The sequence below is a fragment of the Pseudomonas sp. NBRC 111119 genome (assembly GCF_001320125.1).
Taxonomy (GTDB): Bacteria; Pseudomonadota; Gammaproteobacteria; order Pseudomonadales; family Pseudomonadaceae; genus Aquipseudomonas; species Aquipseudomonas parafulva.
Window position 1 is genome coordinate 1 of record NZ_BCAV01000036.1, and the last position, 23,025, is coordinate 23,025.

At 64.7% G+C, this 23,025-nt stretch carries 22 protein-coding genes and 1 tRNA gene; 12 read left to right on the top strand and 11 right to left on the bottom strand.

Annotated elements, in window-relative coordinates; all coding sequences use genetic code 11:
* Nucleotides 1-144: 144 nt before the first annotated feature.
* Genes mksF through mksB form a run of 3 tightly spaced genes read right to left on the bottom strand, consistent with a single transcriptional unit; the run spans nt 145 to nt 4,959 of the window.
* Nucleotides 145-2,976, bottom strand: coding sequence for an Mks condensin complex protein MksF (gene mksF, locus APH25_RS14675; RefSeq protein WP_060482425.1), 2,832 nt, complete (start codon nt 2,974-2,976; stop codon nt 145-147).
* Nucleotides 2,973-3,680: an Mks condensin complex protein MksE gene (gene mksE, locus APH25_RS14680; RefSeq protein ID WP_028631717.1), complete on the bottom strand. Its 708-nt coding sequence runs from the start codon at nt 3,678-3,680 to the stop codon at nt 2,973-2,975. The genes mksF and mksE overlap by 4 nt, the downstream gene beginning before the upstream one ends.
* Nucleotides 3,670-4,959 carry an Mks condensin complex protein MksB gene (gene mksB / locus APH25_RS14685; protein WP_028631716.1) on the bottom strand — a complete coding sequence of 430 codons (1,290 nt, stop codon included), beginning with the start codon at nt 4,957-4,959 and terminating at the stop codon, nt 3,670-3,672. Before mksB ends, mksE begins: the two co-directional genes overlap by 11 nt.
* A gap of 217 nt (nt 4,960-5,176) precedes the next feature.
* Here mksB and APH25_RS14690 point away from each other — a divergent pair, with 217 nt between their 5' ends.
* From APH25_RS14690 to APH25_RS14700, 3 genes are read left to right on the top strand one after another with little or no spacing between them, the layout of a single operon-like run.
* On the top strand, nt 5,177-5,959 hold the full coding sequence (locus APH25_RS14690; protein WP_060482426.1) for a hypothetical protein: 783 nt from the start codon (nt 5,177-5,179) through the stop codon (nt 5,957-5,959).
* Entirely contained in the window at nt 5,956-6,408 is a 453-nt protein-coding gene (rimI, locus tag APH25_RS14695; RefSeq protein WP_028631714.1) for a ribosomal protein S18-alanine N-acetyltransferase, read from the top strand. The genes APH25_RS14690 and rimI overlap by 4 nt, the downstream gene beginning before the upstream one ends.
* Before the next feature lie 56 nt (nt 6,409-6,464).
* Complete coding sequence (locus tag APH25_RS14700) at nt 6,465-7,022, top strand: D-Ala-D-Ala carboxypeptidase family metallohydrolase (RefSeq protein WP_060482427.1); 558 nt, start codon at nt 6,465-6,467, stop codon at nt 7,020-7,022.
* Here APH25_RS14700 and APH25_RS14705 read toward each other — a convergent pair.
* Nucleotides 6,962-7,876 (bottom strand): LysR substrate-binding domain-containing protein, encoded by a 915-nt coding sequence (locus APH25_RS14705; RefSeq protein WP_060482428.1) that lies wholly within the window; start codon nt 7,874-7,876, stop codon nt 6,962-6,964. The two genes, APH25_RS14700 and APH25_RS14705, sit on opposite strands and share 61 nt — an antisense overlap.
* A 136-nt stretch (nt 7,877-8,012) precedes the next feature.
* Here APH25_RS14705 and APH25_RS14710 point away from each other — a divergent pair, with 136 nt between their 5' ends.
* The 3 genes from APH25_RS14710 to APH25_RS14720 all read left to right on the top strand — a co-directional run bounded on the left by APH25_RS14710 (nt 8,013) and on the right by APH25_RS14720 (nt 9,338).
* Nucleotides 8,013-8,633 (top strand): LysE family translocator, encoded by a 621-nt coding sequence (locus APH25_RS14710; protein WP_060482429.1) that lies wholly within the window; start codon nt 8,013-8,015, stop codon nt 8,631-8,633.
* Nucleotides 8,634-8,739: 106 nt separating this feature from the next.
* Entirely contained in the window at nt 8,740-8,994 is a 255-nt protein-coding gene (locus APH25_RS14715; protein WP_028631710.1) for an AbrB/MazE/SpoVT family DNA-binding domain-containing protein, read from the top strand.
* The gene (locus tag APH25_RS14720) at nt 8,991-9,338 is read left to right on the top strand and encodes a type II toxin-antitoxin system ChpB family toxin (RefSeq protein WP_028631709.1); all 348 of its coding nucleotides are present in this window, start codon (nt 8,991-8,993) and stop codon (nt 9,336-9,338) included. The genes APH25_RS14715 and APH25_RS14720 overlap by 4 nt, the downstream gene beginning before the upstream one ends.
* A gap of 110 nt (nt 9,339-9,448) precedes the next feature.
* Here the strand turns inward: APH25_RS14720 and APH25_RS14725 are convergent.
* Nucleotides 9,449-9,525, bottom strand: a tRNA-Met gene (locus tag APH25_RS14725).
* A gap of 94 nt (nt 9,526-9,619) precedes the next feature.
* Nucleotides 9,620-10,540, bottom strand: coding sequence for a FecR domain-containing protein (locus APH25_RS14730; RefSeq protein WP_060482438.1), 921 nt, complete (start codon nt 10,538-10,540; stop codon nt 9,620-9,622).
* Nucleotides 10,541-10,728: 188 nt separating this feature from the next.
* Between APH25_RS14730 and APH25_RS14735 the strand changes: the two genes are divergently transcribed.
* The 3 genes from APH25_RS14735 (at nt 10,729) to APH25_RS14740 (ending at nt 13,437) form a co-directional block, all read left to right on the top strand.
* Nucleotides 10,729-11,943: an MFS transporter gene (locus APH25_RS14735; protein ID WP_060482430.1), complete on the top strand. Its 1,215-nt coding sequence runs from the start codon at nt 10,729-10,731 to the stop codon at nt 11,941-11,943.
* 120 nt (nt 11,944-12,063) lie between these two features.
* Nucleotides 12,064-12,201 carry a hypothetical protein gene (locus tag APH25_RS25695; RefSeq protein ID WP_169338804.1) on the top strand — a complete coding sequence of 46 codons (138 nt, stop codon included), beginning with the start codon at nt 12,064-12,066 and terminating at the stop codon, nt 12,199-12,201.
* Between the two features lie 78 nt (nt 12,202-12,279).
* Nucleotides 12,280-13,437 carry an MFS transporter gene (locus tag APH25_RS14740; protein WP_060482431.1) on the top strand — a complete coding sequence of 386 codons (1,158 nt, stop codon included), beginning with the start codon at nt 12,280-12,282 and terminating at the stop codon, nt 13,435-13,437.
* Between the two features lie 141 nt (nt 13,438-13,578).
* Here the strand turns inward: APH25_RS14740 and APH25_RS14745 are convergent, their stop codons facing one another.
* Both APH25_RS14745 and APH25_RS14750 read right to left on the bottom strand, forming a co-directional pair.
* A complete protein-coding gene (locus tag APH25_RS14745) occupies nt 13,579-14,535 on the bottom strand; it encodes a FecR domain-containing protein (protein WP_060482432.1) in 957 nt (318 codons plus the stop codon).
* Complete coding sequence (locus APH25_RS14750) at nt 14,522-15,037, bottom strand: sigma-70 family RNA polymerase sigma factor (protein WP_060482433.1); 516 nt, start codon at nt 15,035-15,037, stop codon at nt 14,522-14,524. Before APH25_RS14750 ends, APH25_RS14745 begins: the two co-directional genes overlap by 14 nt.
* Nucleotides 15,038-15,267: 230 nt before the next feature.
* Here APH25_RS14750 and APH25_RS14755 point away from each other — a divergent pair, with 230 nt between their 5' ends.
* The 3 genes from APH25_RS14755 to APH25_RS14765 are packed head-to-tail and all read left to right on the top strand — an operon-like array spanning nt 15,268 to nt 19,384.
* On the top strand, nt 15,268-15,834 hold the full coding sequence (locus APH25_RS14755; RefSeq protein ID WP_218186310.1) for a DNA-3-methyladenine glycosylase: 567 nt from the start codon (nt 15,268-15,270) through the stop codon (nt 15,832-15,834).
* A 21-nt stretch (nt 15,835-15,855) separates the two neighbouring features.
* Nucleotides 15,856-16,911: a bifunctional DNA-binding transcriptional regulator/O6-methylguanine-DNA methyltransferase Ada gene (gene ada / locus APH25_RS14760; RefSeq protein ID WP_060482434.1), complete on the top strand. Its 1,056-nt coding sequence runs from the start codon at nt 15,856-15,858 to the stop codon at nt 16,909-16,911.
* Nucleotides 16,912-16,966: 55 nt separating this feature from the next.
* The gene (locus APH25_RS14765; RefSeq protein WP_060482439.1) at nt 16,967-19,384 is read left to right on the top strand and encodes a DUF3772 domain-containing protein; all 2,418 of its coding nucleotides are present in this window, start codon (nt 16,967-16,969) and stop codon (nt 19,382-19,384) included.
* 60 nt (nt 19,385-19,444) lie between these two features.
* Here the strand turns inward: APH25_RS14765 and APH25_RS14770 are convergent, their stop codons facing one another.
* From APH25_RS14770 to APH25_RS14780, 3 genes are all read right to left on the bottom strand, one after another.
* Nucleotides 19,445-20,875 (bottom strand): aldehyde dehydrogenase family protein, encoded by a 1,431-nt coding sequence (locus APH25_RS14770; protein ID WP_060482435.1) that lies wholly within the window; start codon nt 20,873-20,875, stop codon nt 19,445-19,447.
* Between the two features lie 13 nt (nt 20,876-20,888).
* Nucleotides 20,889-22,388, bottom strand: coding sequence for a cytosine permease (locus APH25_RS14775; RefSeq protein WP_060482436.1), 1,500 nt, complete (start codon nt 22,386-22,388; stop codon nt 20,889-20,891).
* 89 nt (nt 22,389-22,477) lie between these two features.
* The gene (locus APH25_RS14780) at nt 22,478-22,867 is read right to left on the bottom strand and encodes a nuclear transport factor 2 family protein (protein WP_060482437.1); all 390 of its coding nucleotides are present in this window, start codon (nt 22,865-22,867) and stop codon (nt 22,478-22,480) included.
* Between the last annotated feature and the right edge of the window lie 158 nt (nt 22,868-23,025).

Genomic DNA, 23,025 nt, shown 5'->3' on the forward strand with positions numbered 1-23,025 from the left:
AAATCATCGCCCAGCGCGATAGCGTAGAAGCAACTGTGTGCCAAAAATCTGAATGCCGGCGCGGTCCTTGTGGGAGCGGGTTCACCCGCGAATAATTGCAGTAGTGCATTATTCTCGGGTAACCCCGCCCCACAGGGTGTACCGTCAGGCCAACTCTTCGGCCTGCCCCTCGCGCACAACCGCCTTCACCTCATCCAGCCGGCTGATGTACTTCCAGTCCGCCTCGTCGATATAGATGCCATTGGGGCCGCTGCCGCCTTCCAGGTCAATCGCCACCCGTGCCGACACCTGCGGTTTCACGCTCGCCAGAATCGGCACGAAGCCCAGCTGCAGGCTGGTTTCCAGCAGGGCCGCCTGGTTGCGTTCGTCGATGTCGGCAGCTTCGTCCAGGTAGTACGGCAGACGAATGCGGCCGGCCAGGTCGCGGTCCATCAGGTGCAGCAACAGGTACATGTTGGTCAGCGCCTTGATGGTCATGGTGGTGCCGTTGGACGCCGCGCCGTCGATGTCGGCGTGGATCACCGGCTGGCCATTGACCTTGGTGATCTCGAACGCCAGTTCGAACAGGTCCTTGAGCCCCAGTTGGTTGTGGTTGGCCGCCACCAGCCGCGCCAGGTATTCCTTGGCCTCTTCGTTTTTGTTGTCCTGCTCGGCGCTTTGCGTCAGGTCGAACACCGAGAGGGTCTCGCCTTCTTCGTACTGGCCGGCACTGTGGATGATCTGGTCGATGTGCTTGAGGGCTTCCTTGTTGGGCGCCAGCACCACCCGGAAGCTTTCCAGGTTGGACACCTGGCGCCGGTTGATCTCGCGGTTGAACAAGGCCAGCTGGTGTTCCAGGCTGTCGTAGTCGCTGCGGATGTTGCGCAAGGTGCGGGCGATATCGGTAACCGCTGCGCGGCGAGCCTTGGCCAGGGTCAGCGCCTCGTCGGTGCGGTGGGCATAGGCGTTCACCAGCAGTTGCAGGCGGCGCTCCATGTCGTCCTCGCTGTCGAACTTGGCCACGCCCTTCAGGCGTACCTGGGCATACAGCGCCTCGATCTGGTTGTCCACGCGCTGTAAAGCCTGCCAGCTGTCCTGGTAGTCGTTGAGCAGCGGCAGCAGGTTGTCCATCGAGTCATCGACGGCTTCCATGAACGGCGTGCCGTAGGGCAGGTCGGCAGGCAGCAGCTGGCGGCGGCGCAGGGCGTCGTCGAGCGTGCGTTGCTGGGACTCCAGGTCGCCGATCTGGCGGCCGACCAGCTGCAGCTTGGCTGACAGTTGCTGGACGCGCTCGGTGAAGGCGTCGCTGGAGCGCTTGAGCTCATCCTGGGCGGCTTCCAGCTGCGACAGCTGCTCCAGCTTCTCGGGTTCCTCGGCGGCCAGGGTCTGGCTGCGGCGGAAGTCTTCCAGCGCCTTCTGGGCGTCGAGCACCTGCTGGTACAGGGCCTCTGTCTGCGCCTTGGAGGCGGAGCGGTCAGCGCTGACGGCCTGCTGGGTCTTCAGCTGCCGCAGCTCCTTGTCCAGGCGCTCTTTCTGGTCGCGCAATGCAGCGCGGTCGGCCAACGCCTGAAGCGCAGGCGGGTCGATGTGGGTGAGGTCGATGGAAAGGCCAGGGGCCTCGAAGCGCTCGCCCTTGAAACCGTCGAGCACCGCTTCCAGCGATTTGACCCACAGGTCGCTGTCGTCGAGCTCGATGCCGCGCTCGCCCAGCGGCAGGCTGAACAGGGCGCCGTTGAACAGGCGCATCAGGCGGTCGACGTCCTGCTGCGAAAACTCTTCGCGCAGGCGGGCATAGCTGTTGTTGTCGGCGTGATCCAGCTGCTGCCTGACCTGTTTCAGGCGTTTCTCCAGGTCGCGTACGCGCTCGTCCAGGTCTTCGGCACTGAACTGGCGAGACTGGGCCAGGGCACCGGCCAGCTCGTCGTGGGCGTCCTTGGCCGCCAGCAGTTGCTGTTCCAGCACCTTGACGTCGTCGACCAGGGCAAAGCGGTGGCGCAGCACCGTCAGCTCACCCAGCCAGCGCTGGATGCCGGTGATTTCCCGCTCCAGACGCATCAGCTCCTGGGTGCCGCCGCGCTGGTCGTTCTGCAGGCGGTCCTGCTCGCCGCGGTAGTGCTCGGCCTGGATGACCAGCTCTTCCTTGCGCGCCATGGCGTATTCCTGCCAGGTGCCCAGCAGGGTGTCGAGCACCGGCGAAATGCGGTGCAGCTTGCCGCGCAGGATGTCGCGCTGGGCCACGCCACCGGCCAAGGCTTCCACCAGGGGGCCGGCAGCGACCAGGGCGTTGTAGTCCTGCTCCATGCGGCGCACGTCGCGGAAGGCCTCTTCGCACGCGGCAATGTAGTCGACGCTGCCGGAACGCAGGCTGTGTTCGAAGGCATCCAGGAACAGCTGCTTGAGCTTGGCTGCGGTGATCTCGCGCATGTGCAGCAGGTTGATGAACAGGGCGCGGAACGTTTTCAGGCTCTGCTCGCTGGTGGAGCGCAGCGGGATCAGGGTGAGGTCCAGCGGTATCGAGGTGTGGCCGCCGACCAGCAGCCGGCGCAGCTCGTCGGGCTTCACCTCGTAGGCCTTGATGCCCAGGCGTTCAAGGTTGGTGAACAGCTCTTTCTGGCGCAGGCAGGTGTCGTTCTTCTGGTAGTGGGCCAGGTCCAGCTCGCCTTTGTAGGCGAAGAACTGGTGACCGAAGCCGCCGCCCGGGCCACGGCCGACAACGCCGATCACGTGGGTGCCGTGGGGCAGGCTCAGCTCGCAAAGAATGTACGAGGTGTCGCTGGCGAAGTAGAAGCGGCGCGACTGCTCAAGGCTGTACTTGCCGAAGCTCATGTCCGACATGCGCGCCAGAATGGGGAACTGCAGGGCGTTGATCGACGCCGACTTGCCCAGGTTGTTGGCGCCATACACCGACAGTGGGTGTTCCAGCGGGAACAGGCCAAGGCTGTAGCCCGCCGTGTTGAGCAGTGCGAAGCGGCGGATACCGTAGCGTTCCTGGCTCATGCGTCAATCTCCTGTTGCTCTTCGCGAATGGCCCGCGCCAAGGCCTGCTCCTCGCTTTCCTCGCCCTCGAAGGGGCTGAGGTCCAGCGGGTCGTCGGTGCGGTTGAGTGCTTCGGGGCTTTCTTCCTCGACCAGGGTCGGGGTCGGCAGGGGCAGGTCGCTGTGCAGGGTGGCTGCCAGGTCGCGGTCCTGCTGCACGGCCAGGCACACATCGAGAAAACGGTGCATGGGTGGCAGAAAGCGGTAGATGCCGCCTTCTTCGTGGGCAAAGCCGAGCTGGGTCATACGCCGCAGGATCTTCTCCTCCAGCTCGTCCACCGTCTGTACTTCGGCCTGCAGAAACAGGTCGCGGTACTTGTCCAGCAGCGAGGGCAGTTCGTCACGGCCTAGGCTGCCGCCGTCCAGCACGGCCATCGGGTCACGGCCTTGGTCGGCCAGGTGCTCGACCAGGATGAAGGTGAACAGCGACAGGCGCTGGGCGGTCTTGTTCACCTGCGCCGCGGCCATGTCCGGCACGAAGTAGTAGAAACCGCGCGTATCGCACACCAGCTCGAAGCCCAGGGCCTTGAACAGGGTGCGGTACTGGTCCTGGAAGTTCGACAACTGGGCGTACAGCTCGGGATCGCGGCGGCTGACGTGAAAACCTTTGAACAGCTCGCGGAAGATCGGCGCGAGCTGGGACAGTTCGGAAAGATCAAGATGCATGGGCTGGGCTCGCGTTGGTATCGGTAGGCGCTGTTGTTGCGTCTTCGCGGCTGGAGGTCAGGGCGAACGAGCGCAGGCTGACCCGGTGTTCATGGGTGGTGTAGTCACGGCGGTCCAGGCGTTGGCGCTTGAAGCGCTTCTCCCGCGAGAGGCGCGAGAACCAGTACAGCAGCTCGTCGGTTGCGCCCTCGGGCTCCTGCTCCAGCAGCCACACCATCAAGTCGGGCAGTGGCAGCGCCTGTTCGCAGCGATCGGTCATTTCCTTGACCGTACGCGGAGCACGGGGCAGGGCGCCGGAGGAAGGCTTGTGGGCCTTGGGGAAACGCGCCGGTTTGGGCTCGAAGCGGGCCAGGGCATACACATAGGCCTCCACCTGGCTGGCACTGCCCAGGAAGGTGCTCTGCGGCCGGGTGAACAGCGGCATGGCGGCCTGCGGCAGGGCGTCCAGGCCTTTGCGGCGGATCACCGACAGTGCCAGTGCCGCGCCCCGGGTCACGGCGTTGTGCCGGCGCGCCTCTTCACGCAACGGCAGCAGCAGCTCGCGGGCGTGGCGCAGGGTGAGCTGGGCGCTGGTTTGCATTTCCAGGATGCGCGCGTGGGTGCGCAGCAGCATGTCGTCGTCGACCAGGTGCCCCAGGCGCGCCTGTTCGCCCAGCAGTTTCAGCAGCACGGTTTCCACCTTGCGCACGCCCTGCTCGAAGGCGCCGTCGGCGTTCACCAGCTGGATCATGGGCTCGACGTATTCGTCCCAGGTAGCCAGTACTTCGGCGTAGCGCTGACGCAGGGGGATCTGGCGGTTGCTGGTTTTGGCCCGCTCGGCCACGGCCACCAGGGCCTGCTCGTCATTGTCGAGCTTCTTCAGCACATCGCGCACGCGCATGTCGAGCAGGCGCAGCTGGCGCGCCAGGTCGTCGCTGTCACGGTTGTCGAAGGCATCCTGGATGTGCCCGGCCAGGCGCTCCAGGTGGCGCAGGTAGGCTTCGATTTCCAGGCACAGGCCCAGCCGGTGCTCGCGGCGCAGGTAAGCCAGGAAGTCGTGGATCTGGGCGTTGAGCTCGAAGCGGTTGGGGCTCTTGGCCACCGGCACCAGAATATCCAGGCGGATCCACACATCGAGCAGCTGGGTGATGTCCTGCGGGGTGCTTTCGACCTGTTGGCGGGCCACGTGGTGGCGCAGCTCCACCAGGCTCAGGGTGCCCTGGTCGAAGCGCTCGCACAGCGGCTCGATCAAGGCCCAGTGTTCGGCTAGGGCGCGCAGGACGCGCTTGGGTTCGATCATTGGCTTGGGCTCGTTGCCAAGAAAAAGGGGGCGATTGTACTGCATCCGGGGCCTGGGGTTTTACCCCTTGGTCTGTAATGGGGTGTGTATATCTCGGTTTTAGTGGCGCCTGGCAGATCGAGCGGCGCGCGGGTGGCGCTCGGTCTGATGGGCGCTGCAAAAACGACGGCGTACACGTTAGAATGCGCAACCGCCTCCACCCCTCGGATACCCGCCCTTGCTCACCGAACCCCGTCGTCGCGCCTACCTTTCCGCCATGCAAGTGGTGCATTGGTTGCCGCGCGCCGAACTGCCGTTCGCTGCGCCGTCGCGGCCCGACCTGTTGCTGCCGGTCATGCCGGTCGACGACATCGACTTCGACGCAAGGCCGGCCCCACCGGGCGAGCAGGCGCCTGTCGTCGCCCAGGCCCGCGTTGCCGAGCGGCCAAAAATAGAGGTTCCGCGCCCGGGCACCAGCAAACCCGCCGCCAAGCCCAGCGAGCCCGAGGCGCAACCCGCAGCGCCCCGCGCCGCCCCTGTGCCGCCACCGCGCTTCTCGCTGCAGCTGCTGCGCGCCGGCAGTTGCCTGCTGCTGGTTGAACTTGCTACCGGCCAGCCGTTCCAGAGCCGCGACCCCTCCTACCTGCTGCTCAAGGACATGCTGCGCGCAGCCGGCCTGCCCGATGCCCCGCAGATCATCGGCGAGCCGGTACGCTGGCCGCTGCTGGTGCGCGGCAACATGGACCAGGGCCCCGAAGCCGCACGGGATTTTGTCCAGAGCTTCGTCCAGGCGCGGCTGGAAGACGCCCCCTGCACCTGCCTGTGGCTGGTCGGGCTGCCCGCGCTGCGTTTTGCCGCCAATGCCGACGAGCAGGCCTATTACCAAACCCTCCCGCTCGGCGGCCTGGGCGATGCCTGGGCCTTGCCGGGCCTTGAACTGTTGATGGACGAGCCGCAGCGCAAGGCGGACGTCTGGAAAGCCATGCGCCAGCTGATGGCGCGCTGGAAACACGTTGAATGAGTGACTCGATCAGTTTCCGCCCCATGACCGAGGCGGATCTGGATGCCGTGCTGAAAATCGAATACGCCGCATTCAGCCACCCCTGGACCCGGGGGATTTTTCTGGATGCGCTCAAATCGTATGAAGTGTGGCTGATGTTCGACGGCCAGCAGCAGGTGGGCCATGGCGTGATCAACGTGATCATCGACGAAGCGCACCTGCTCAACATCACCGTCAAGCCGGAAAACCAGGGCCGGGGCCTGGGCTTGCGGCTGCTTGAACACCTGATGGCCCGCGCCTACCAGCTCAACGGCCGGGAGTGTTTCCTGGAGGTACGCGCCAGCAACCCGGCCTATCGCTTGTACGAGCGCTTCGGTTTCAACGAAATTGGCCGCCGGCGCGACTACTATCCAGTGGCGGGCGGTCGTGAAGATGCCCTGGTGATGGCCTGCACGCTGCTCGAAGACTGAGCCCGCGCCGGCCACTGTTGCAGGCAGGGGAGGGCGGCGTGAACATACGGTTGCTGATGGTGGGCCTGCTGGCGGCGGGTGCAGCCCAGGCTGATACACGGGATGTGCGGATGTTCGCCCAGTGGGCGGGCGACCACCCGACGCGGTCGTTTCGGGAGATGCTGGTAGATGCCCGCCTTTATGGGGTGGTACCCATCCACCAGTTGCTGCGTTCTGCGTCCGACTGGCAACCCTGCCGCGCCGCGCCCTTTGCCGTACCCCCTCGGGGCAACTGGCCTGCAGTGCGTTCAACCCTCTCTCTGCTCAAGGCCCTGAATGGTCAAGGCATCCTGCCGGCCTTCGAAGTGGTATCGGCCTATCGCGACCCAGGCCTGAACCGCTGTGCCGGCGGTGCTCCTGGCAGCGCTCACACCCGGGCCTTTGCGGTGGATATTCTGCTGCCGCCCGCAGCCAACCCCGGCCCGCTGTGCCAGTTCTGGCAGCAGCACGGTCAGGCGTGGAACATGGGCCTGGGCCGCTACCCAAGCGGGCGCATTCACCTGGACACCGCCGGCTACCGCACCTGGGGTGGGGACGGCAGTGCGGGTTCGTCGTTTTGCACCAAGCCCAGGTGAGCCAGGCAACCCTGGCATTGCTCGGTCACCCATTGGGCGAAGCGCTGGCGTTTACCGCCGTCATCGAGGCGGTGGTTGCTCAGCAGGTAATAGGCAGAGCCGTCCGGCACAAAGCCAAACGGTGACTGCAACTGCCCGCTGTCCAGTTCGTCACGCACCATCAATGCCGAGGCCATGGCCATGCCCAGCCCGGCACCCGCTGCCTGAATCGACAGGTAGAAATGCTCGAAATCGCCGCGTTCGCCCGGGCAGGGCTGTTGGCCGTTCAGGTGCAGCCAGGTAGCCCAGGCGTCGGGGCGTGTGGCGCTGTGCAGCAGGCGCTGGCCTTCCAGCTTCAACGGCGCGCCAGGGCGGCACACCGGGCCGATCCACTCATCGCAGATTTTTTGCTGGTACAGATGGCTGGGCCAGCGGAAGTCGTCGCGGCGGATCGCCAGGTCGACGCCGGTGCGTGCGAAGTCCAGCGGCCCGCCAGCAGCCACCAGTTGCAGCTGCAAGTCTGGATGGGCCGCGTGCAGGCGGGGCAGCCGAGGGATCAGCCAGCGCATGGCGATAGTCGGCTCGCAGGACACGACCAACGTGACATCGTCGTGGCGGGTGAGCTGCTGCACGGCGGTTTCCAGCTGCTCGAAGACCGCCCGGGTGGTGGCGTGCAGGGCGCGGCCTGCCGGGGTCAGGAAAATCGCCCGGTTGCGGCGCTCGAACAGCGTTATGCCCAGGCTTTCCTCCAGCAGGCGTACCTGGCGGCTGACGGCGCCGTGAGTAACGTGCAGTTGTTCGGCTGCGCGCACGAAGTTTTGCGTGCGGGCTGCGATGTCGAAATAGCGCAGGGTATTGAGGGGAGGCAGGTTCATGGCGCTGGTGCTTTAAACAAGAAATCTGTGACTTAAACTAGCAGATAACCTCCACTATAAATCGATTTTCCCCAGCCCCAGAGCCCATGAGAATAGCCCTGTCCGTGCATTTTCATCACTCATCTGGAGCTTTCCCGTGGCTGAACTCATCGCTGTCGCCCTGTTCACCCTGCTTGCCGTCGTCAGCCCAGGGGCTGATTTCGCCATGGTCACCCGCAGCAGCTATGCCCAGGGCCGGATGGCCGGGCTGGCGGCGGCAATGGGCATTGCGCTGGGGGTGCAGGTGCACGTGCTGTATACCGTCTTCGGTATCGCAGTGCTCATCAGCCAAAGCCCCACCCTGTTTCTGATCATGAAGGCGCTAGGCGCCGGCTACCTGATCTACCTGGGTTACCGGTCATTTACCAACATACAGCGCATCAACCTCGACCAACCTACCGCCACGGCCGGCAGCCTGTTGCAGGCGCTGCGCACAGGTTTCCTCACCAACTGCCTCAACCCCAAAACCATGCTGTTCGTGATCAGTGCCTTCAGCCAGGTTGTACAACCTGGCAGCCCACTGTGGCTGAACTTCGCCTACGGCGCCTTCATGTCGGTGGCGCATTGGGCGTGGTTCAGCCTGGTGGCAGTGTTCTTCTCAAGCCCGGTGCTGCGCAGGGCGATGATCGAGCGGCAACGGATGGCTGACCGGGTGATCGGGGTGGCGCTGATGGGTTTGGGGGTAGCTGTCGCGGTGAGTGGGGTGGGGTTGCGGTAAAGCCTTTGGCAGACATGAATAGACTGCAATGCCGCAACCGCCCATATATCAATGCTTGCCAAAGCATTTCAGGTATCTACAATGAAGATACTTTATGGAGGTGCTTATGGAAGTGAAAGTTCAGCAATGGGGCAATAGCGCAGCGATTCGTCTGCCAGCTGCGGTGCTCAAGCTCATGAATTTGGTCAGCGGTGACGTTCTCAAGCTTGATGTGTCTGCTGAGGGCATGACGCTGAAACCGGCGAAAGCCAAGCCTCATTACCAATTGGCCGATCTGATGAAGCAATGTGATTTGTCTGCCCCGGAGCCGGCAGAGCTTGCCGCTTGGAATGCGATGCCACCGGTGGGGCGTGAAGCGTGAGAAGAGCAAAATTCAATCGTGGTGACATTGTGCGCGTGAACCTCAACCCCACCGAGGGGCGAGAACAACAAGGCGACTATCGCCCAGCGCTGGTGCTTACGCCTGCGGCTTACAATGCAACCGGGTTGGCGGTGATCGCGCCGATCACTCAGGGTGGCGACTTCGCTCGTTACGCCGGCTTTGCCGTCACTTTGAGTGGCAGCGGCGCTGAGACGCAAGGTGTGGTGCTGTGCAACCAAATTCGTACTGTCGACCTTGAGGCTCGCAGCGCCAAACGCATAGAAGCAGTGCCTGAGGTTGTAATGGACGACGTGCTGGCCAGGGTTCAGGCACTGTTTGAGTAATCAGACGAGTTCAGCTGAAGCTCGGAACAAACGTCAGTAACAAGAAAACCCGCACAAGGCGGGCTTTCCAGTTGCTTCGTAAACTGTCATTGACAGGCCGAAGCAGGATTTGGTGGCTACACAGGGACTTGAACCCCGGACCCCAGCATTATGAATGCTATGCTCTAACCAACTGAGCTATGTAGCCGATGGCGCGCATTATTCTCTTGAACGCCCCCCCTGTCAACACTCCTTTCAAAAAAAATTTGCACGCTTTCAAAAACTTAGCAGCCAGTGCCGGTTCAACGCACTATCAGCCACCCAGGGAGCCCTTGAAGCGTCAGGTGTTGCGGGCCCGCCAACTGGGCCAGGCTTTCTGCCGGGCGATCAAGGTCGAAATTGCCGCTCACCCGCCGTTGCGCCGCTTGGTCATCCAGTAGCCAGAGGCGCCGGCCCTGGTAACCCGCGAGGCGCGCCAGCACTTCGTCCAGTGGAGCGTCTTTGGCGACCAGATGACCGTTGCGCCAGCTGTCGGCGGTTTTCAGGTCAGCTTTCTGCACCTGGCCGATGTGGGTGTCATCGAAGCTGACACGTTCACCGGCCGCAACCAGGCGTTGATCACCGCCTTGGGTAACCATGGCCTTGCCGTTGAACACCGTCAGCTCATCATGCCCGGCCAAGCGGGCGATTTGCAGGCGGGTGCCGAGCACTTCCACACGTGCCTGGCCAACCTCCACCTGCATGGCCCGCCCGTCCAGCATCACCTCAAGCAACACCTGGCCCTGCACCAGCTGCAATTGACGGGTGCGGCTGCGCAGGTCCACGTTCATCGCCGTGGCGCTGTCCAGGTGCAGTGCAGTGCCATCGGCGAGGCGTGTGCTACGGCGCTCGCCGGCCTCGGTGTGCAATTCGCTGCCAAGGCGCTGCAACAGCGGCCAGTACAGGCATGCCGCAATCGCCAGGCCGAGCAGAAACACCAGTGCCAGCCATTTGCCCAAATGCCCGTGACGCACCTGCGCCAGCTGCGGGCGAGGTCGGGCCGCTGGGGGTTGCACGCGTTGCAACACCGCCTGCAACTCGGCATACGCCTGTGCGTTTTGTGGCACCTGGCACCATGCAGCGAAGGCGTGTTGAAGGGTTTGATCGCACCCGGGCTGGCGCAGCAGTGCAAACCATTGCATGGCTTCATCATGTGGGTCGGGCTGCAACTGCTGGGCGGGCATCGGGCGCATGGACAGGGCTGCTCAAGAGAGGGGCGCGGGCGCCCGACGTTGACAGGGGCAAGGGCAAAAGATGCTAATTATATTGAGAACCATTTACAAGTGCATGGCGACGAGGGGAAAAAAAGGTAGCTATGTATCTATTTGTTTCCCGATAATCGCAGCCCAGCATTCCGACGGAGATCCAGGCCATGGCCACCCCCAGCGCCACCCCGGCGTCCACCCCAGCCCCGGCGAGCAACGCCACGCCGCTGGTGATGCGCATCATCGGCTTCTGCGCCCTGGCGCACCTGATCAACGACCTGATCCAGTCGGTGCTGCCGGCCATCTACCCGATGCTCAAGGCCAATTACAACCTGAGCTTCGCCCAGATCGGCATGATTACCCTCACGTTCCAGATCACCGCCTCCCTGCTGCAGCCCTGGGTGGGCTTCTTCACTGACCGCAAACCCAACCCCAACCTGCTGCCCATGGGCACTGTGTGCACGTTGATCGGCATCGTGATGCTGGCATTCGTTGGCAGTTTCCCGATGATCCTACTGGCTTCTGCCCTGGTGGGCATCGGGTCTTCCACCTTCCACCCGGAAACCTCGCGCATTGCGCGCCTGGCGTCCGGGGGACGGTTTGGCCTGGCCCAGTCGACCTTCCAGGTGGGCGGTAACACGGGTTCTGCCCTGGGCCCGCTGCTGGCTGCCGCCATTGTCATACCCTTCGGGCAGACCCACGTGGCGTGGTTCGGCGTCGCCGCGCTGTTCTTCCTGGGCGTCACCCTGATGCTGCGCCGCTGGTACACCGAGCACCTCAACCAGGCCAAGGCCCGCAAGGCGGTGCAGGCCACCCATGGCATTTCCCGCGGGCGGGTGGTTGCAGCGCTGGTGGTGCTTGGCCTGCTGGTGTTCTCCAAGTACTTCTACATGGCCAGCTTCACCAGCTACTTCACCTTCTACCTGATCGAGAAGTTCGGGGTATCGGTGGCCAGCTCGCAACTGCACCTGTTCCTGTTCCTGGGCGCGGTGGCGGCGGGTACGTTCTTTGGCGGCCCTATTGGCGACCGCATCGGGCGCAAGGCCGTGATCTGGTTCTCGATCCTGGGCGTGGCGCCGTTCACCCTGGCGCTGCCTTACGCCAACCTGTTCTGGACCACCGTGCTGAGTGTGGTGATCGGCTTTATCCTGGCCTCGGCATTCTCCGCCATCGTGGTCTACGCGCAGGAACTGGTACCCGGCAGTGTGGGCATGATCGCCGGCATCTTCTTCGGCCTGATGTTCGGCTTCGGCGGCATCGGGGCGGCGCTGCTGGGGTATGTGGCTGACCTGCGCGGTATCGAGTATGTGTACGGGCTGTGCTCGTTCCTGCCGCTGTTCGGGGTACTGGCGATCCTGTTGCCCAGCACCGGCAAGCGCTGATGGTAGGGGGCTGCGTTGCAGCCCCTTCGCTGCGGCAAGGCCTGCGGGGAATTGACGGTATTGCCTGCGGTGGCCTAGAGTGCCGCCTCTTCCTGTCACCTCTGCGTAGTGGCCCCAGCAATGCGCCGTTTCCTGTCCCTGCCCGGCACCCGTCAGCCAGCCCTTGAGGGCCTGCGCCGCGCGTGGCCGAGTGACACGGTGCTCAAGCGCCGGCGCAGCGTGCTGTTTGCCTTCACCTTTTCGCCACACCTGAACTGATCTGCGTTTGCGCATCGCCCGCCGCCCTGGTGGGCGAGCGCGTGTGTGCACGTCTTATCGGTTTGCAAGGAGTGGTACATGAACATGCGTTTGCTGGCGGGCCTGCTGTTCGCCGTTTCGGTGGTGGGTTTCAGCCTGGGGGCCACACTGCCGCTGGTGTCGTTGCGCCTGCATGAGGCCGGGGCCGGCACCCTGGAAATCGGCGTCATTTCGGCCATTCCGGCGGCGGGAATGATGCTCTCGGCGTTTCTGGTCGATGCCTGTTGCCGGCACCTCAGCCGGCGCAACCTTTACCTGCTGTGCTTCAGCCTGTGCACCGTCAGCATCGCCCTGCTCGAGCCAGCGTTCGGTTCGCTGTGGTTGCTGGCGCTGCTGCGCCTGGGGCTCGGGCTTGGCATGGGGATCGCCATCATTCTGGGCGAGTCCTGGGTCAACGAGCTGTGCCCCGACCACAACCGCGGCAAGATCATGGCCCTTTACGCCACCAGTTTCACCGGCTTCCAGGTATTGGGCCCGGCCATGCTCGCAGTGCTGGGCGCCGGCAGCGCGTGGATAACCGGTGTGGTCACCGCCTGCTATGGCCTGGCACTGCTGTGCATCCTGTTCACTGTGCCCAATGATTACGTGGCCCATGAAGAGGGCGACAAGAGTTTCGGCCTGGCCGGGTTCTTCCGGGTGGCGCCGGCCTTGTGCGTGGCCGTGCTGTTCTTCTCGTTCTTCGATGCGGTGGTGTTGTCGCTGCTGCCGGTGTATGCCACCAGCCACGGCTTTGCCGTGGGCGTGGCGGCGCTGATGGTGACGGTCGTGTTTGCCGGCGACATGCTGTTCCAGCTGCCACTGGGCTGGCTGGCCGATCGCGTGGAACGTACCGGCCTGCATCTGTTGTGCGGGCTGGTGGCGATGGCCATCGGTATTGGCCTGCCCTGGTTGCTGAACATGGCCTGGCTGCTGTGGCCGTTGCTGGCGCTGCTGGGGGCGGTTGCGGGGGGGATCTACACCCTGGCGCTGGTGCTGATCGGGCAACGGTTCAAGGGGCAGGACCTGGTCACCGCCAATGCCAGCGTCGGGCTGCTGTGGGGGGTGGGCAGCCTGGTGGGGCCGTTGGTCAGTGGTGCGGCCATGGATGTGGCGCCCCATGGCCTGCCCATGGCGCTGGCGCTTATGGCCGGGTTGTTCGTGTGCTTTGCCAGGCAGGCATACCGGCGGGCAGGGCAGGTGTCGACGGTTGCCGACTGACCTGCCGCCCGTCGGCACTGTGGTCAGCAGCTTGCGCGCAGGGTCACCGAAACGCTGCGCGGCTCATCCCAGTAGTAGCCGGTTGCGGTGGTGTTGATCTGCCGGCAGTACGCCTTGCCGAACAGGTTGGGCTAAGTGTCTTCAGGCCGCGTCGATGCTCACCCAGTAACGAGTGCGGTGGTGCACGCGAATAGGCAGGCTGCTGGCCAGCAGCCGCAGGATCTGCTCGGTGTCGGCCAGTTGATAGGTCCCGGACACCTTCAGTTGCGCCACCTGCGGTGCGCAGCGCAGCAGACCGGGGCGGTAGCGGGCAAGCTCTGACACGAATTCGCCCAGCGCCATCTGCTGCACGCTGAGTACCCCGTCGGTCCAGCCCCAGGGGTCGTTCTGCGGCTGCACGGCCTGATGGCGACCGTTGGCCCAGACTTGCCAGGTTTCCCCTGGGGGCACCTGCAGTTGCGCGGGCGATCCGGGGAACAGCGTCACCTCGCCGCGGCGTACCGCCACCAGCAGGCCCTGGTCGTTTTCCCGGAGCACCAACTGGCCATCGAGGGTAAGCAGCGGGCCGATGCGGGTATCGATGCGAAAGGGGCGGGTGTCGTCCGGGTTGCTGGCCAGGCTCACCTCACCGCGGATCAGCTCGATTTGACGCAGCCCGGCGCTGAATCGCAGGTCGATGGCGCTGGCGGTGTTCAACTGTATCCGGCTGCCGTCGCTGCTCTGCAACTGGCGGCGCTCGCCGGTGGCGGTGCTGGTGTCGGCCAGCAGTTGCGGCAAACCCAGTGGCTCTCGTGCCGCCCAGCCCAGGCTGCCGCCCACTGCCAGTAGCGCCAGCAGCTTCAGTTGGTCGCGGCGGCTGATGCGCTGGCGCTGGCTGCCCTGCAAGGTGCGCCGGCTGAGGTCTTTGGGCAATCGCGCCCATTCTTCATCCAGGTGGCTCACCCGCTGCCAGGCCAGCGGGTTGTGCGGGTGGCTGGCCAGCCATTGCCGGAACTGTTCCTGTGCATGCGGGCTGGGGCTGCCGAACCGCAGCTTCACCAGCCAGTCGATGGCCTGGTCGACCTGTGCCTGCGCAGGCTTCTGCTCATGCATCGGCATAACGCAAGCGGTAGCAAACCTGAAATGCCTTGGCCAGGTCTCGCTCGACGGTGGCCCGGGACACATGCAGGCACTGGCTGATCTGCACCAGGCTCAAACCGTCGAGCTGGGCGAGCAGAAACGCCTGCCGTGCGCGTGGCTTGAGCTGATGCAGGGCGCGGTCGAGCCGTTCAAGGCTGTCGAGAATCACCAGGCGGTGTTCTTCACTGGGTATTTCGGCATCGGGCAGGTGCGCCAGGCTCTCCTGGTAGGCACGCTCCAGCGCCCGGCGGCGGAACTGGTCGATCATCAGGCCACGGGCAATGCTGCTCAGATAGGCGCGGGGCTCGCGCAGTGGTGATGCCTGGCGGGCCCGCAGCAGGCGCACGAACGTGTCCTGGGCCAGGTCGGCAGCGTGCTCGCTGCAACCCACCCGGCTGCTTAGCCAGGCACGTAGCCAGGCGTGGTGGGATTGATACAGCAGGGCGACCTCGGTCGGTTTCAGCGTGTCGTTGAACTGCATCGTCGCCAAGGCCCGGTTCCATGATGGATGTGATTGTGAATATTTCTCAATTCTATTCGCGTGTGCCTACGGCCGGCAATGGCATACCAGGAATTACCTGCGCAAGAACCGGCGTTCGCCCGATGAACGGCTGCGCTAAGCTGGCTTTCACTAACCCCCTAGGAGGCGCCATGATCCTGGCCGATCTTTCCCCTTAGGCCTACCGGGAAGCCGCCGAGCACCTTCGGGCGCTGGACGCTGACTGGGCCGCGCACATTGCCGCGGTGGGCCCGTGCCTGCACCACGCGACGCCGGGACGCGAGCCCTATGAGGCACTGGTGCGCGCCATTGCCTACCAGCAACTGCACGCCCGCGCTGCCGAAGCGATTCTGGGGCGCCTGCTGGCACTGTTCCCGCATCAGGCATTTCCGCAGCCGCACCAGTTGCTGGCGCTGAGCCCGGTTGCCCTGCGCGAATGCGGCTTTTCGGCCAGCAAACTGGCGACTGTCCAGGGCATCGCGCAAGGCCGGCTGGACGGTGTAGTCCCCACCCAGGCAGAAGCCTTGGGTATGGCCGATGACGCGTTGATCGAACGGTTGATCACATTGCGTGGGGTAGGGCGGTGGACGGTGGAGATGTTGCTGATCTACAACCTGGCACGGTCCGATATCCTACCGGTCGACGACTTTGGCATCAGGGAGGGGTATCGGCGGCTCAAGGGGCTGGCCAAAGCGCCGACGCCCGGGCAGATGCGCGTGCTGGGCCAGGCATGGCACCCCTACCGAACGGTGGCCGCCTGGTACCTGTGGCGCGCCTGAAGCCTAACCTGGGAACACATCATGAAACCCTACAACACCCCTGAACAGCGTTGGCAGGCCGTGGAAACCCGTGATAGCGAGGCTGACGGCCAGTTTGTCTACGCCGTGCGTACCACGGGCATCTATTGCCGCCCCGGCTGCCGTTCTCGGCTGGCCAAGCGCTGCAACGTTGAATTCTTCGACACCCCGCTCGCCGCTGAATCTGCCGGCTATCGCCCCTGCAAACGCTGCCTGGCCGCATCAGCCAGTGCCGGGCGCATCCGCCAGATGATTACCCGCGCCTGCCGCCTGATCGAAGCGGGTGACCCGCCCCCTGGCCTGGAGCAGCTGGGCCAGGCGCTGGCAGTGAGCCCTTATCACCTGCACCGCCTGTTCAAGGCCGAAACAGGGCTGACCCCCAAGGCCTACGCCAGCGCCTTTCGCGCGCAGCGCCTGCGCACTGGCCTGGGCCAAGGGCAGTGCACGGTTACCGATGCCATCTACCAGGCCGGCTACAACTCCAACAGCCGCTTCTACCAAAGTGCCGATCAGCGCCTGGGCATGCGCCCGGGGCAGTTTCGCACCGGAGGCGCAGGCGCCAGCATTCGCTTCGCCATCGGCCAATGTTCGCTGGGGGCGATCCTGGTGGCCCAGAGCGCCAAGGGTATCTGCGCGATTCTGCTGGGTGATGACCCACAGGCCTTGTTGCACGCCCTCGAAGACCAGTTTCCCAAGGCTGAGCTGATCGGTGGCGACCGCGCCTACGAACGGGTGGTCGCCGAGGTGATCGGCTTTGTCGAAGCACCGGCACTGGGCCTGGGCCTGCCGCTGGACGTGCAGGGTACGGCGTTCCAGGAACGGGTGTGGCAGGCCCTGCGCGAGTTGCCGGTGGGCGCGCGGGTCAGCTACAGCGATATCGCCGAGCGTATTGGCGCACCCAAGGCGGTGCGCGCCGTAGCCATGGCCTGCGCGGCCAACCTCATTGCGGTGGCCATCCCCTGCCACCGGGTGGTACGCCGGGATGGCGATATCAGCGGCTATCGCTGGGGGGTGGAGCGCAAGCGCCAGTTGCTGGCACGAGAAACGGCACTCTCCTGAAGGCTGCAAGCGGCGTAGAATGCCCCGCCAGATCGAATTGAAAGAGGAATATTCGATGAGGCGTGTCAGCCTTGCCCGTTTTTGCCCTGGCCTGATGGCCATGCTGGCGTTGATGCTGGCCCTTGCCGGCCCGGCCTGGTCGGCCCCTGGCGCACCTGCGCCTGCCGCCAGCACGTCCGCCACCGACGCCCAGGCCCTGGATGAAAATGCCAGCGTCGATCAACTGAGCGACCGCCTGGACCAGATCCGCCAGGGCGTCACCAGCGACGCCAACGACGACCTGTTGGCCCAGTTGCGCATGGCCGCCGTGCAGGTCCAGCGCCAGGCCGATGCATTGAGCACCCAGCGCACCACGGATGCCGAGAAGGTCGACGACAAGCTCAAGGTGATCGGCCCGGTGCAACCGGACGAAGCCGCCACCCTGACCCAGCAGCGCAAGGCCCTGGAGGCTGAGAAAAAGGCGCTGGTTGCCGAGAGAGACCAGGCGACCAAGCTGACCCAGTCGGCCCGCGACCTGTCTACCCAGATCGTCAACCTGCGGCGCAGCCTGTTCAACTCGCAGATCACCAGCCGGGCCGCCTCACCGCTCAGCCCGGCGTTCTGGCAAAGCATCATCCGCCCCACCCAGGACGACGTGGCCCGCCTGCGCGACCTGCGCGGGGAGGCTGCAGATGCCATGGGCAGCGCATTCAGTGCCGAACACCGCTGGCTGTTCATCACCAGTCTGGTGGCGGCGATCCTGGTGTGGACTTTGGTACGCGGGCTACTGGAGCGCCTGCTGGCCAGGGCCATGGTCAGTGGGTTGCCTGAAGGCCGGCTACGTCGCAGTGCCCTGGCGCTGGGTGTGAGCCTGGCCACGCTGGGCACCATTGCCGGTTCCGTGTCGCTGTTGCGCTGGGGGCTAGAGAGCAGCGCCGAGCTGGGTACCGACCTGGCCAGCCTGACCAACCACGTGCTGGCCCTGGTGGTGTTCAGCGCCTTCATCACCGGCCTGGGCCGCGCCATGCTGATGCTGCAGCGCCCGTCGTGGCGGCTGCCAGCCATTCATGACGAAGTCGCCAGTGCCCTGGGCTGGTTCCCGAAAGTGCTGGCATTGGCGCTGATGGTCATGATGACCATGGAGCGTATCAACAGCGTGATTGGTGTGAGCCTGGCGCTGACCGTGGCGGTCAACGGCCTCACCGCGCTGGTGGTGGCCATGATCTTCGGCGGCGCGTTGCTTTCGTACCGCCGCACCTTGCGCGAGCATGGCCTGGAGCGCCCGACCGGCCTGGCCGGGTTGATCCCGTTCGTGATGGTGGTGTGGCTGGCGTCGATCCTGCTGGCATTGCTGGCCGGTTACCTGACCTTGGCCTACTTCCTCACCGCCAAGTTGCTGTGGGTGAGCATGGTGGTCACCTGCGCCTACCTGCTGACCACCTTCCTCGGCGACCTGTGTGAAACCCTGCTTTCCCCCCGTCAGCCGGGTGGCCTGGCGCTTGCTGCCAGCCTTGGCCTGGCGCCGCGCCACCAGGCCCAGGCCAGCACCGTGCTGGCGGGTATCGGGCGCACCGTGGTGCTGTTCCTGGCCTTGCTGCTGGCACTGATGCCGTCGGGCACCAGCCCCAGCGAGCTGCTGCTTAGCCTGGGTGACTGGGACGGCACCGGTGGCAAGCTGCTGGGTAACCTGAACATCGTGCCCCAGGACATCCTGCTGGCGCTGGCTATGTTGGTGTGCGGCATGCTGGCCATTCGCGTGGTCAAGCGCTGGCTCAGTGAGCGCCTGTTGCCGGAAACCGACATGGATGCCGGCATGCGGGCCTCGCTGGTCACGCTGGTGGGTTACCTGGGCTTCCTGTTCCTGGCCATGCTGGTGATGTCCACCCTGCACATCAACCTCACCAGCCTGACCTGGGTAGTCAGTGCGTTGTCGGTGGGTATCGGTTTCGGCCTGCAACAGATCGTGCAGAACTTCATCTCCGGCCTGATCCTGCTCACCGAACGCCCGGTGAAGGTGGGGGATTGGGTGAGCCTGGCTGGGGTCGAGGGCGACATCCGCCGTATCAATGTGCGCGCCACCGAGATCCAGATGTCTGACCGCTCGACGGTGATCGTGCCCAACTCGCAGTTCATTTCCCAGAACGTGCGCAACGTCACCATGGGCAATGCGCTGGGCGTTGTCGGCATTACCCTGACCTTGCCGCTGGACACCGATGCCAACCGCGTGCGCGAGCTGTTGCTGACGGCGTACCAGGAGCACGAAGGCATTCTGGATGCGCCGGCGCCGTCTGTGTCGTTCAAGGACCTGACCAGCAGCGGCATGGTGATCGGGGTGAGTGGCTACGTGGCGGGCCCGCGGCAGGTATCCGGGGCGCGCAGTGACTTGCTGTTCACCATCCTTGGGCGGTTGCGCGATGAAGGCATCGCGCTGTCGTCGCCGCAAAGCATGGTGTTGGTGCAGGAGGCTGGGCGGCAGGCGGATGAGCCGGCCTGATGGTTGACCTTGGGGCTGAGCGCCGCGCCTGCGGCGCTCGGCCCCAAGTGCAGGCAGCCATCAGCCCAGGCAACGCGTCACGTGCTTGACCGACTGGTACCCCGCCAGCCCCCACGGCCCAAGCTCGCGGCCGATGCCGCTGGCCTTGGTGCCGCCCCAGGACGTTTCGACGAACACCGCCTGTACCGAGTTGATCCACACGTGGCCAACCTCCAGGGCATCGGCCACACGTTCGGCCCGCGCCAGGTCCGCCGAGCACACCGTGCCCACCAGGCCGAAACGGCTGTCGTTGGCTTCGGCGATGGCCTGGGCCTCGCTGACGAAGCGGCGGGCGCACAGCACCGGGCCGAAAATCTCCTCGGTCCACAGGCGGCTTTCCATCGGCACATCGGTGTACAGCGTCGGGCTGACGAACCAGCCTTCACGGCCCAGCACCTCGCCGCCGGCAAGGCAGGTCAGCCCTTCTTCCCGGGCGGTGGCAAAGTAGCCCGCTACCTTCAACCATTGCGCCTGGCTGGTCAGCGGGCCCATGTCCACGTCCTCGCCTAGCGGGTTGCCGACGCGCAGCGCTTGCAGCGCCTTCTGCAGGCGGGGCAGCAGCGTATCGGCAATGCCTTCCTGCACCAGCAAACGTGATGTGGCTGAACACATCTGCCCGGCGTTCCAGGTGATGCCGGCGATGATCCACGCCACCGCCTGGTCCGGGTCGCAGTCGTCGAACACCACGATGGCCGACTTGCCGCCCAGCTCCAGGGTCACAGGCCGGCACTGCGCCGCTGCACTGCGCATCACCTGGCTGCCCACGCCGTTGCTGCCGGTGAACGAGACTTTGTCCAGGCCAGCATGGCTGCTGAGGGCTGCACCGGTTTCTGCCTTGCCGTTGACGATGTTCAGCACGCCCGCTGGCAGGCCCAGGGCCTCGGCGATATGGCCATAGGCCTGTTCCACCAAGGGTGTCACTTCCGAGGGTTTGAGCACCACGGTGCAGCCCGCTGCCAGGGCCGGTGCGAGCTTCCATGCACTGGTGACCAGCGGGAAGTTCCACGGCACGATCAAGCCAACTACACCGACCGGCTCCAGGCGCGTGCGTGACGTGAAGCCGGCAGCTGCCAGCGGCACATCCTGTTGCCGGGCTGGCAACTGCTGCGCCAGTTCGGCGTAGTACTCGAAGGTGGCGATGGCATCATCCAGGTCGATTTCTGCCTCGTGCCGCGGCTTGCCGTTGTTGCGCATCTGCAGGCCAATGAGCGCCTCCCGGCGGCTACCGAGCTCGCGGGCAAAGCCGCGCAGGTAGGCCGCGCGGGCGCTTGCGTCGGTGCATTTCCAGGCGGGCAGGGCGCGGCGGGCGGCAGCAACGGCCGCGTCCACCTGTGCCACGCTGGCGGCCGTCAGTTCTTCGAACGGTTGGCCCAAGGCCGGCTCATAGACGTGCAGGCATTCACTGCCCTGGCCTGCGACCCACTGGCCGGCGATGTAGTTGGAAGCGGTCATGTTCGGTATCCAGTCAGGCCATTTTGGCGTGGGTTACAGGGGTAGGCGGGGCGGTCTTGCAACGCACCCAGCGCGGGCCATTGGGGCCGTAGACGCCCGCAGGTTCAGGGAACAGGTTGAGCAGCAGCAGGTACAACACGGCTGCCAGCCCCAGCGTTACCGGCAAGCTCAGGTCGATGCCGCCGGCCAGTTCACCCAGCGGCCCGACAAATTCCCCCGGCAGGTTCACAAAGCACAGGCCAACGGCAGCACTGGGCAGCCAGGCACCCATGCCGCGCCAGTTCCAGCCATGCAGAAACCAGTAGTGGCCGCCGCGTTGCCCGCGGGTGAATACCTGTAGATCGTCTGCGTGGTAGAAGCCGCGACGCGTGATCAGGCCGAGGATCATGATCACCATCCAAGGGCTGGTGCAGGTAATGATCAGCACGGCGAAAGTGGACACGCTTTGCACCAGGTTGAAGGTGAAACGGCCGACGAAGATAAAACCGATGGCCAGTACGCCGATCAGCAGCGTGGCCGCCGCGCGGCTGAGCAGGCGCGGAAACACGCTGGACATGTCCAGGCCGGTGCCATACAAGGCCGTGGTGCCGGTGGACATGCCGCCGATCACCGCAATCAGGCACACCGGCAGGAAGAACCAGCCCGGCGCCACCGCCAGCAGGCCGCCCACGTAGTTGTTGGCGGTGATGTAGTCCGGCGCCTGGGTTGCCACCAAGGTGGCGGTACACAGGCCGAACAGAAACGGAATCAATGTGGCTGCCTGGGCCGCGATCACCGCCAGCATGATGCGTGCCTTGGGCGTTTGGCGGGGAATGTAGCGCGACCAGTCCCCCAGAAACGCCCCGAACGACACCGGGTTGCTCATGGCCAGGATCGCCGCCCCGACGAACGCCGCCCAGAAGCCTGCCTGGCCCAGGTTGACGCTACCGGCATAGCCCGCGTCGAACGGCCCGGCGAAGGCGACGATACCCAGCAGGAACAGCAGGCTGGAGGCCCACACAGCTACTTTGTTCACCCACAACATGAAGCGGAAGCCGAAGATGCACACCACCAGCACCAGCACGGCGAACAGGCCATAGGCCAGGCCCAGGGTCAGGTCGTTCTCGGGCAGGCCCACCAGGCGTTTGGCGCCGCCCACCAGTGCATCGCCCGAACTCCACACCGACAGCGAAAAGAACGCGACTGCGGTGAGCAGCGACAGAAACGAGCCGACGATACGCCCGTGCACGCCAAAGTGCGCACCCGACGATACCGCGTTGTTGGTGCCGTTCAGCGCACCAAACAGGCCCATGGGGGCCAGGATCAGCGCACCCACCCCAACACCCAGCAGAATCGCCCATAACCCCGCCTGGAACGACAGCCCGAACAGCACCGGGAAACTGCCCAGCACGGCAGTGGCAAAGGTATTGGCGCCGCCGAAGATCAGGCGGAACAGGTCCAGCGGTGTTGCGTGGCGTTGATCGTCGGGTATCTGTTCGACACCGTTGGTTTCTATGCCGGTCGAGTGGCTCATGGTGTTGCTCCAGCGCGGTTGTTGTGGGCCGGCGCAGTGCGCGGGCCTTTTTGTGGGTGCGATGGCAGTGCGGCAGCGCCGCAGAAAAATCAGCTGGGTGTGATCATGGACAGGTGTTCGTGGCAGGCCAGCCACGCTTCGCCCTGGCGGCGAAAGACGATGGTTTCCCGTTCACTCAGGGCGTGCTCTTCGTTGGCGATGCGTAGATGCGTGGCAACATCGTGCATGAAGATCGCCACCTCACCCTGGAGGCTGACCTGGGTGTTGCTCGACTCACAACGGAGGACGGCAAAACCTTCAGCCTGCCACTGGGCCCACAGCGTCTGATAGGCATGGCGGCTGAGCAGCGGGTGGGGGAGGGTATGGAACAGAAACGTGGCGTCTTCGCTGAAGCAGGCGAAGTAGCGATCGGTGTCGTTGCTGGCGAACGCGGCAACGAGGTTGGCGGCGGCTTGCCGCACCTGGGCGTTATGGTCCACGAAAGTGGCCTCACGGTTATTGTGATTGTGGTCAGGCGATTCTGGTGGGGCGCAGCGACGTGAAAAATCCCTGATGGCAAATAATCAGTTCAGAAAAGTGTGAAGTGACGGCAAGCACGCACAAATGCCCCAGGCATAACTGGCCCGAAACAAATGTA

What these genes read in the sequence shown, in the direction of transcription:
- mksF (WP_060482425.1), bottom strand. Translation starts at nt 2,976, where the DNA reads ATGAGCCAGGAACGCTACGGTATCCGCCGCTTCGCACTGCTCAACACG.
- mksE (WP_028631717.1), bottom strand. Translation starts at nt 3,680, where the DNA reads ATGCATCTTGATCTTTCCGAACTGTCCCAGCTCGCGCCGATCTTCCGC.
- mksB (WP_028631716.1), bottom strand. Translation starts at nt 4,959, where the DNA reads ATGATCGAACCCAAGCGCGTCCTGCGCGCCCTAGCCGAACACTGGGCC.
- rimI (WP_028631714.1), top strand. Translation starts at nt 5,956, where the DNA reads ATGAGTGACTCGATCAGTTTCCGCCCCATGACCGAGGCGGATCTGGAT.
- APH25_RS14700 (WP_060482427.1), top strand. Translation starts at nt 6,465, where the DNA reads ATGGTGGGCCTGCTGGCGGCGGGTGCAGCCCAGGCTGATACACGGGAT.
- APH25_RS14705 (WP_060482428.1), bottom strand. Translation starts at nt 7,876, where the DNA reads ATGAACCTGCCTCCCCTCAATACCCTGCGCTATTTCGACATCGCAGCC.
- APH25_RS14715 (WP_028631710.1), top strand. Translation starts at nt 8,740, where the DNA reads ATGGAAGTGAAAGTTCAGCAATGGGGCAATAGCGCAGCGATTCGTCTG.
- APH25_RS14730 (WP_060482438.1), bottom strand. Translation starts at nt 10,540, where the DNA reads ATGCCCGCCCAGCAGTTGCAGCCCGACCCACATGATGAAGCCATGCAA.
- APH25_RS14735 (WP_060482430.1), top strand. Translation starts at nt 10,729, where the DNA reads ATGGCCACCCCCAGCGCCACCCCGGCGTCCACCCCAGCCCCGGCGAGC.
- APH25_RS25695 (WP_169338804.1), top strand. Translation starts at nt 12,064, where the DNA reads ATGCGCCGTTTCCTGTCCCTGCCCGGCACCCGTCAGCCAGCCCTTGAG.
- APH25_RS14740 (WP_060482431.1), top strand. Translation starts at nt 12,280, where the DNA reads ATGAACATGCGTTTGCTGGCGGGCCTGCTGTTCGCCGTTTCGGTGGTG.
- APH25_RS14745 (WP_060482432.1), bottom strand. Translation starts at nt 14,535, where the DNA reads ATGCCGATGCATGAGCAGAAGCCTGCGCAGGCACAGGTCGACCAGGCC.
- APH25_RS14750 (WP_060482433.1), bottom strand. Translation starts at nt 15,037, where the DNA reads ATGCAGTTCAACGACACGCTGAAACCGACCGAGGTCGCCCTGCTGTAT.
- ada (WP_060482434.1), top strand. Translation starts at nt 15,856, where the DNA reads ATGAAACCCTACAACACCCCTGAACAGCGTTGGCAGGCCGTGGAAACC.
- APH25_RS14765 (WP_060482439.1), top strand. Translation starts at nt 16,967, where the DNA reads ATGAGGCGTGTCAGCCTTGCCCGTTTTTGCCCTGGCCTGATGGCCATG.
- APH25_RS14770 (WP_060482435.1), bottom strand. Translation starts at nt 20,875, where the DNA reads ATGACCGCTTCCAACTACATCGCCGGCCAGTGGGTCGCAGGCCAGGGC.
- APH25_RS14775 (WP_060482436.1), bottom strand. Translation starts at nt 22,388, where the DNA reads ATGAGCCACTCGACCGGCATAGAAACCAACGGTGTCGAACAGATACCC.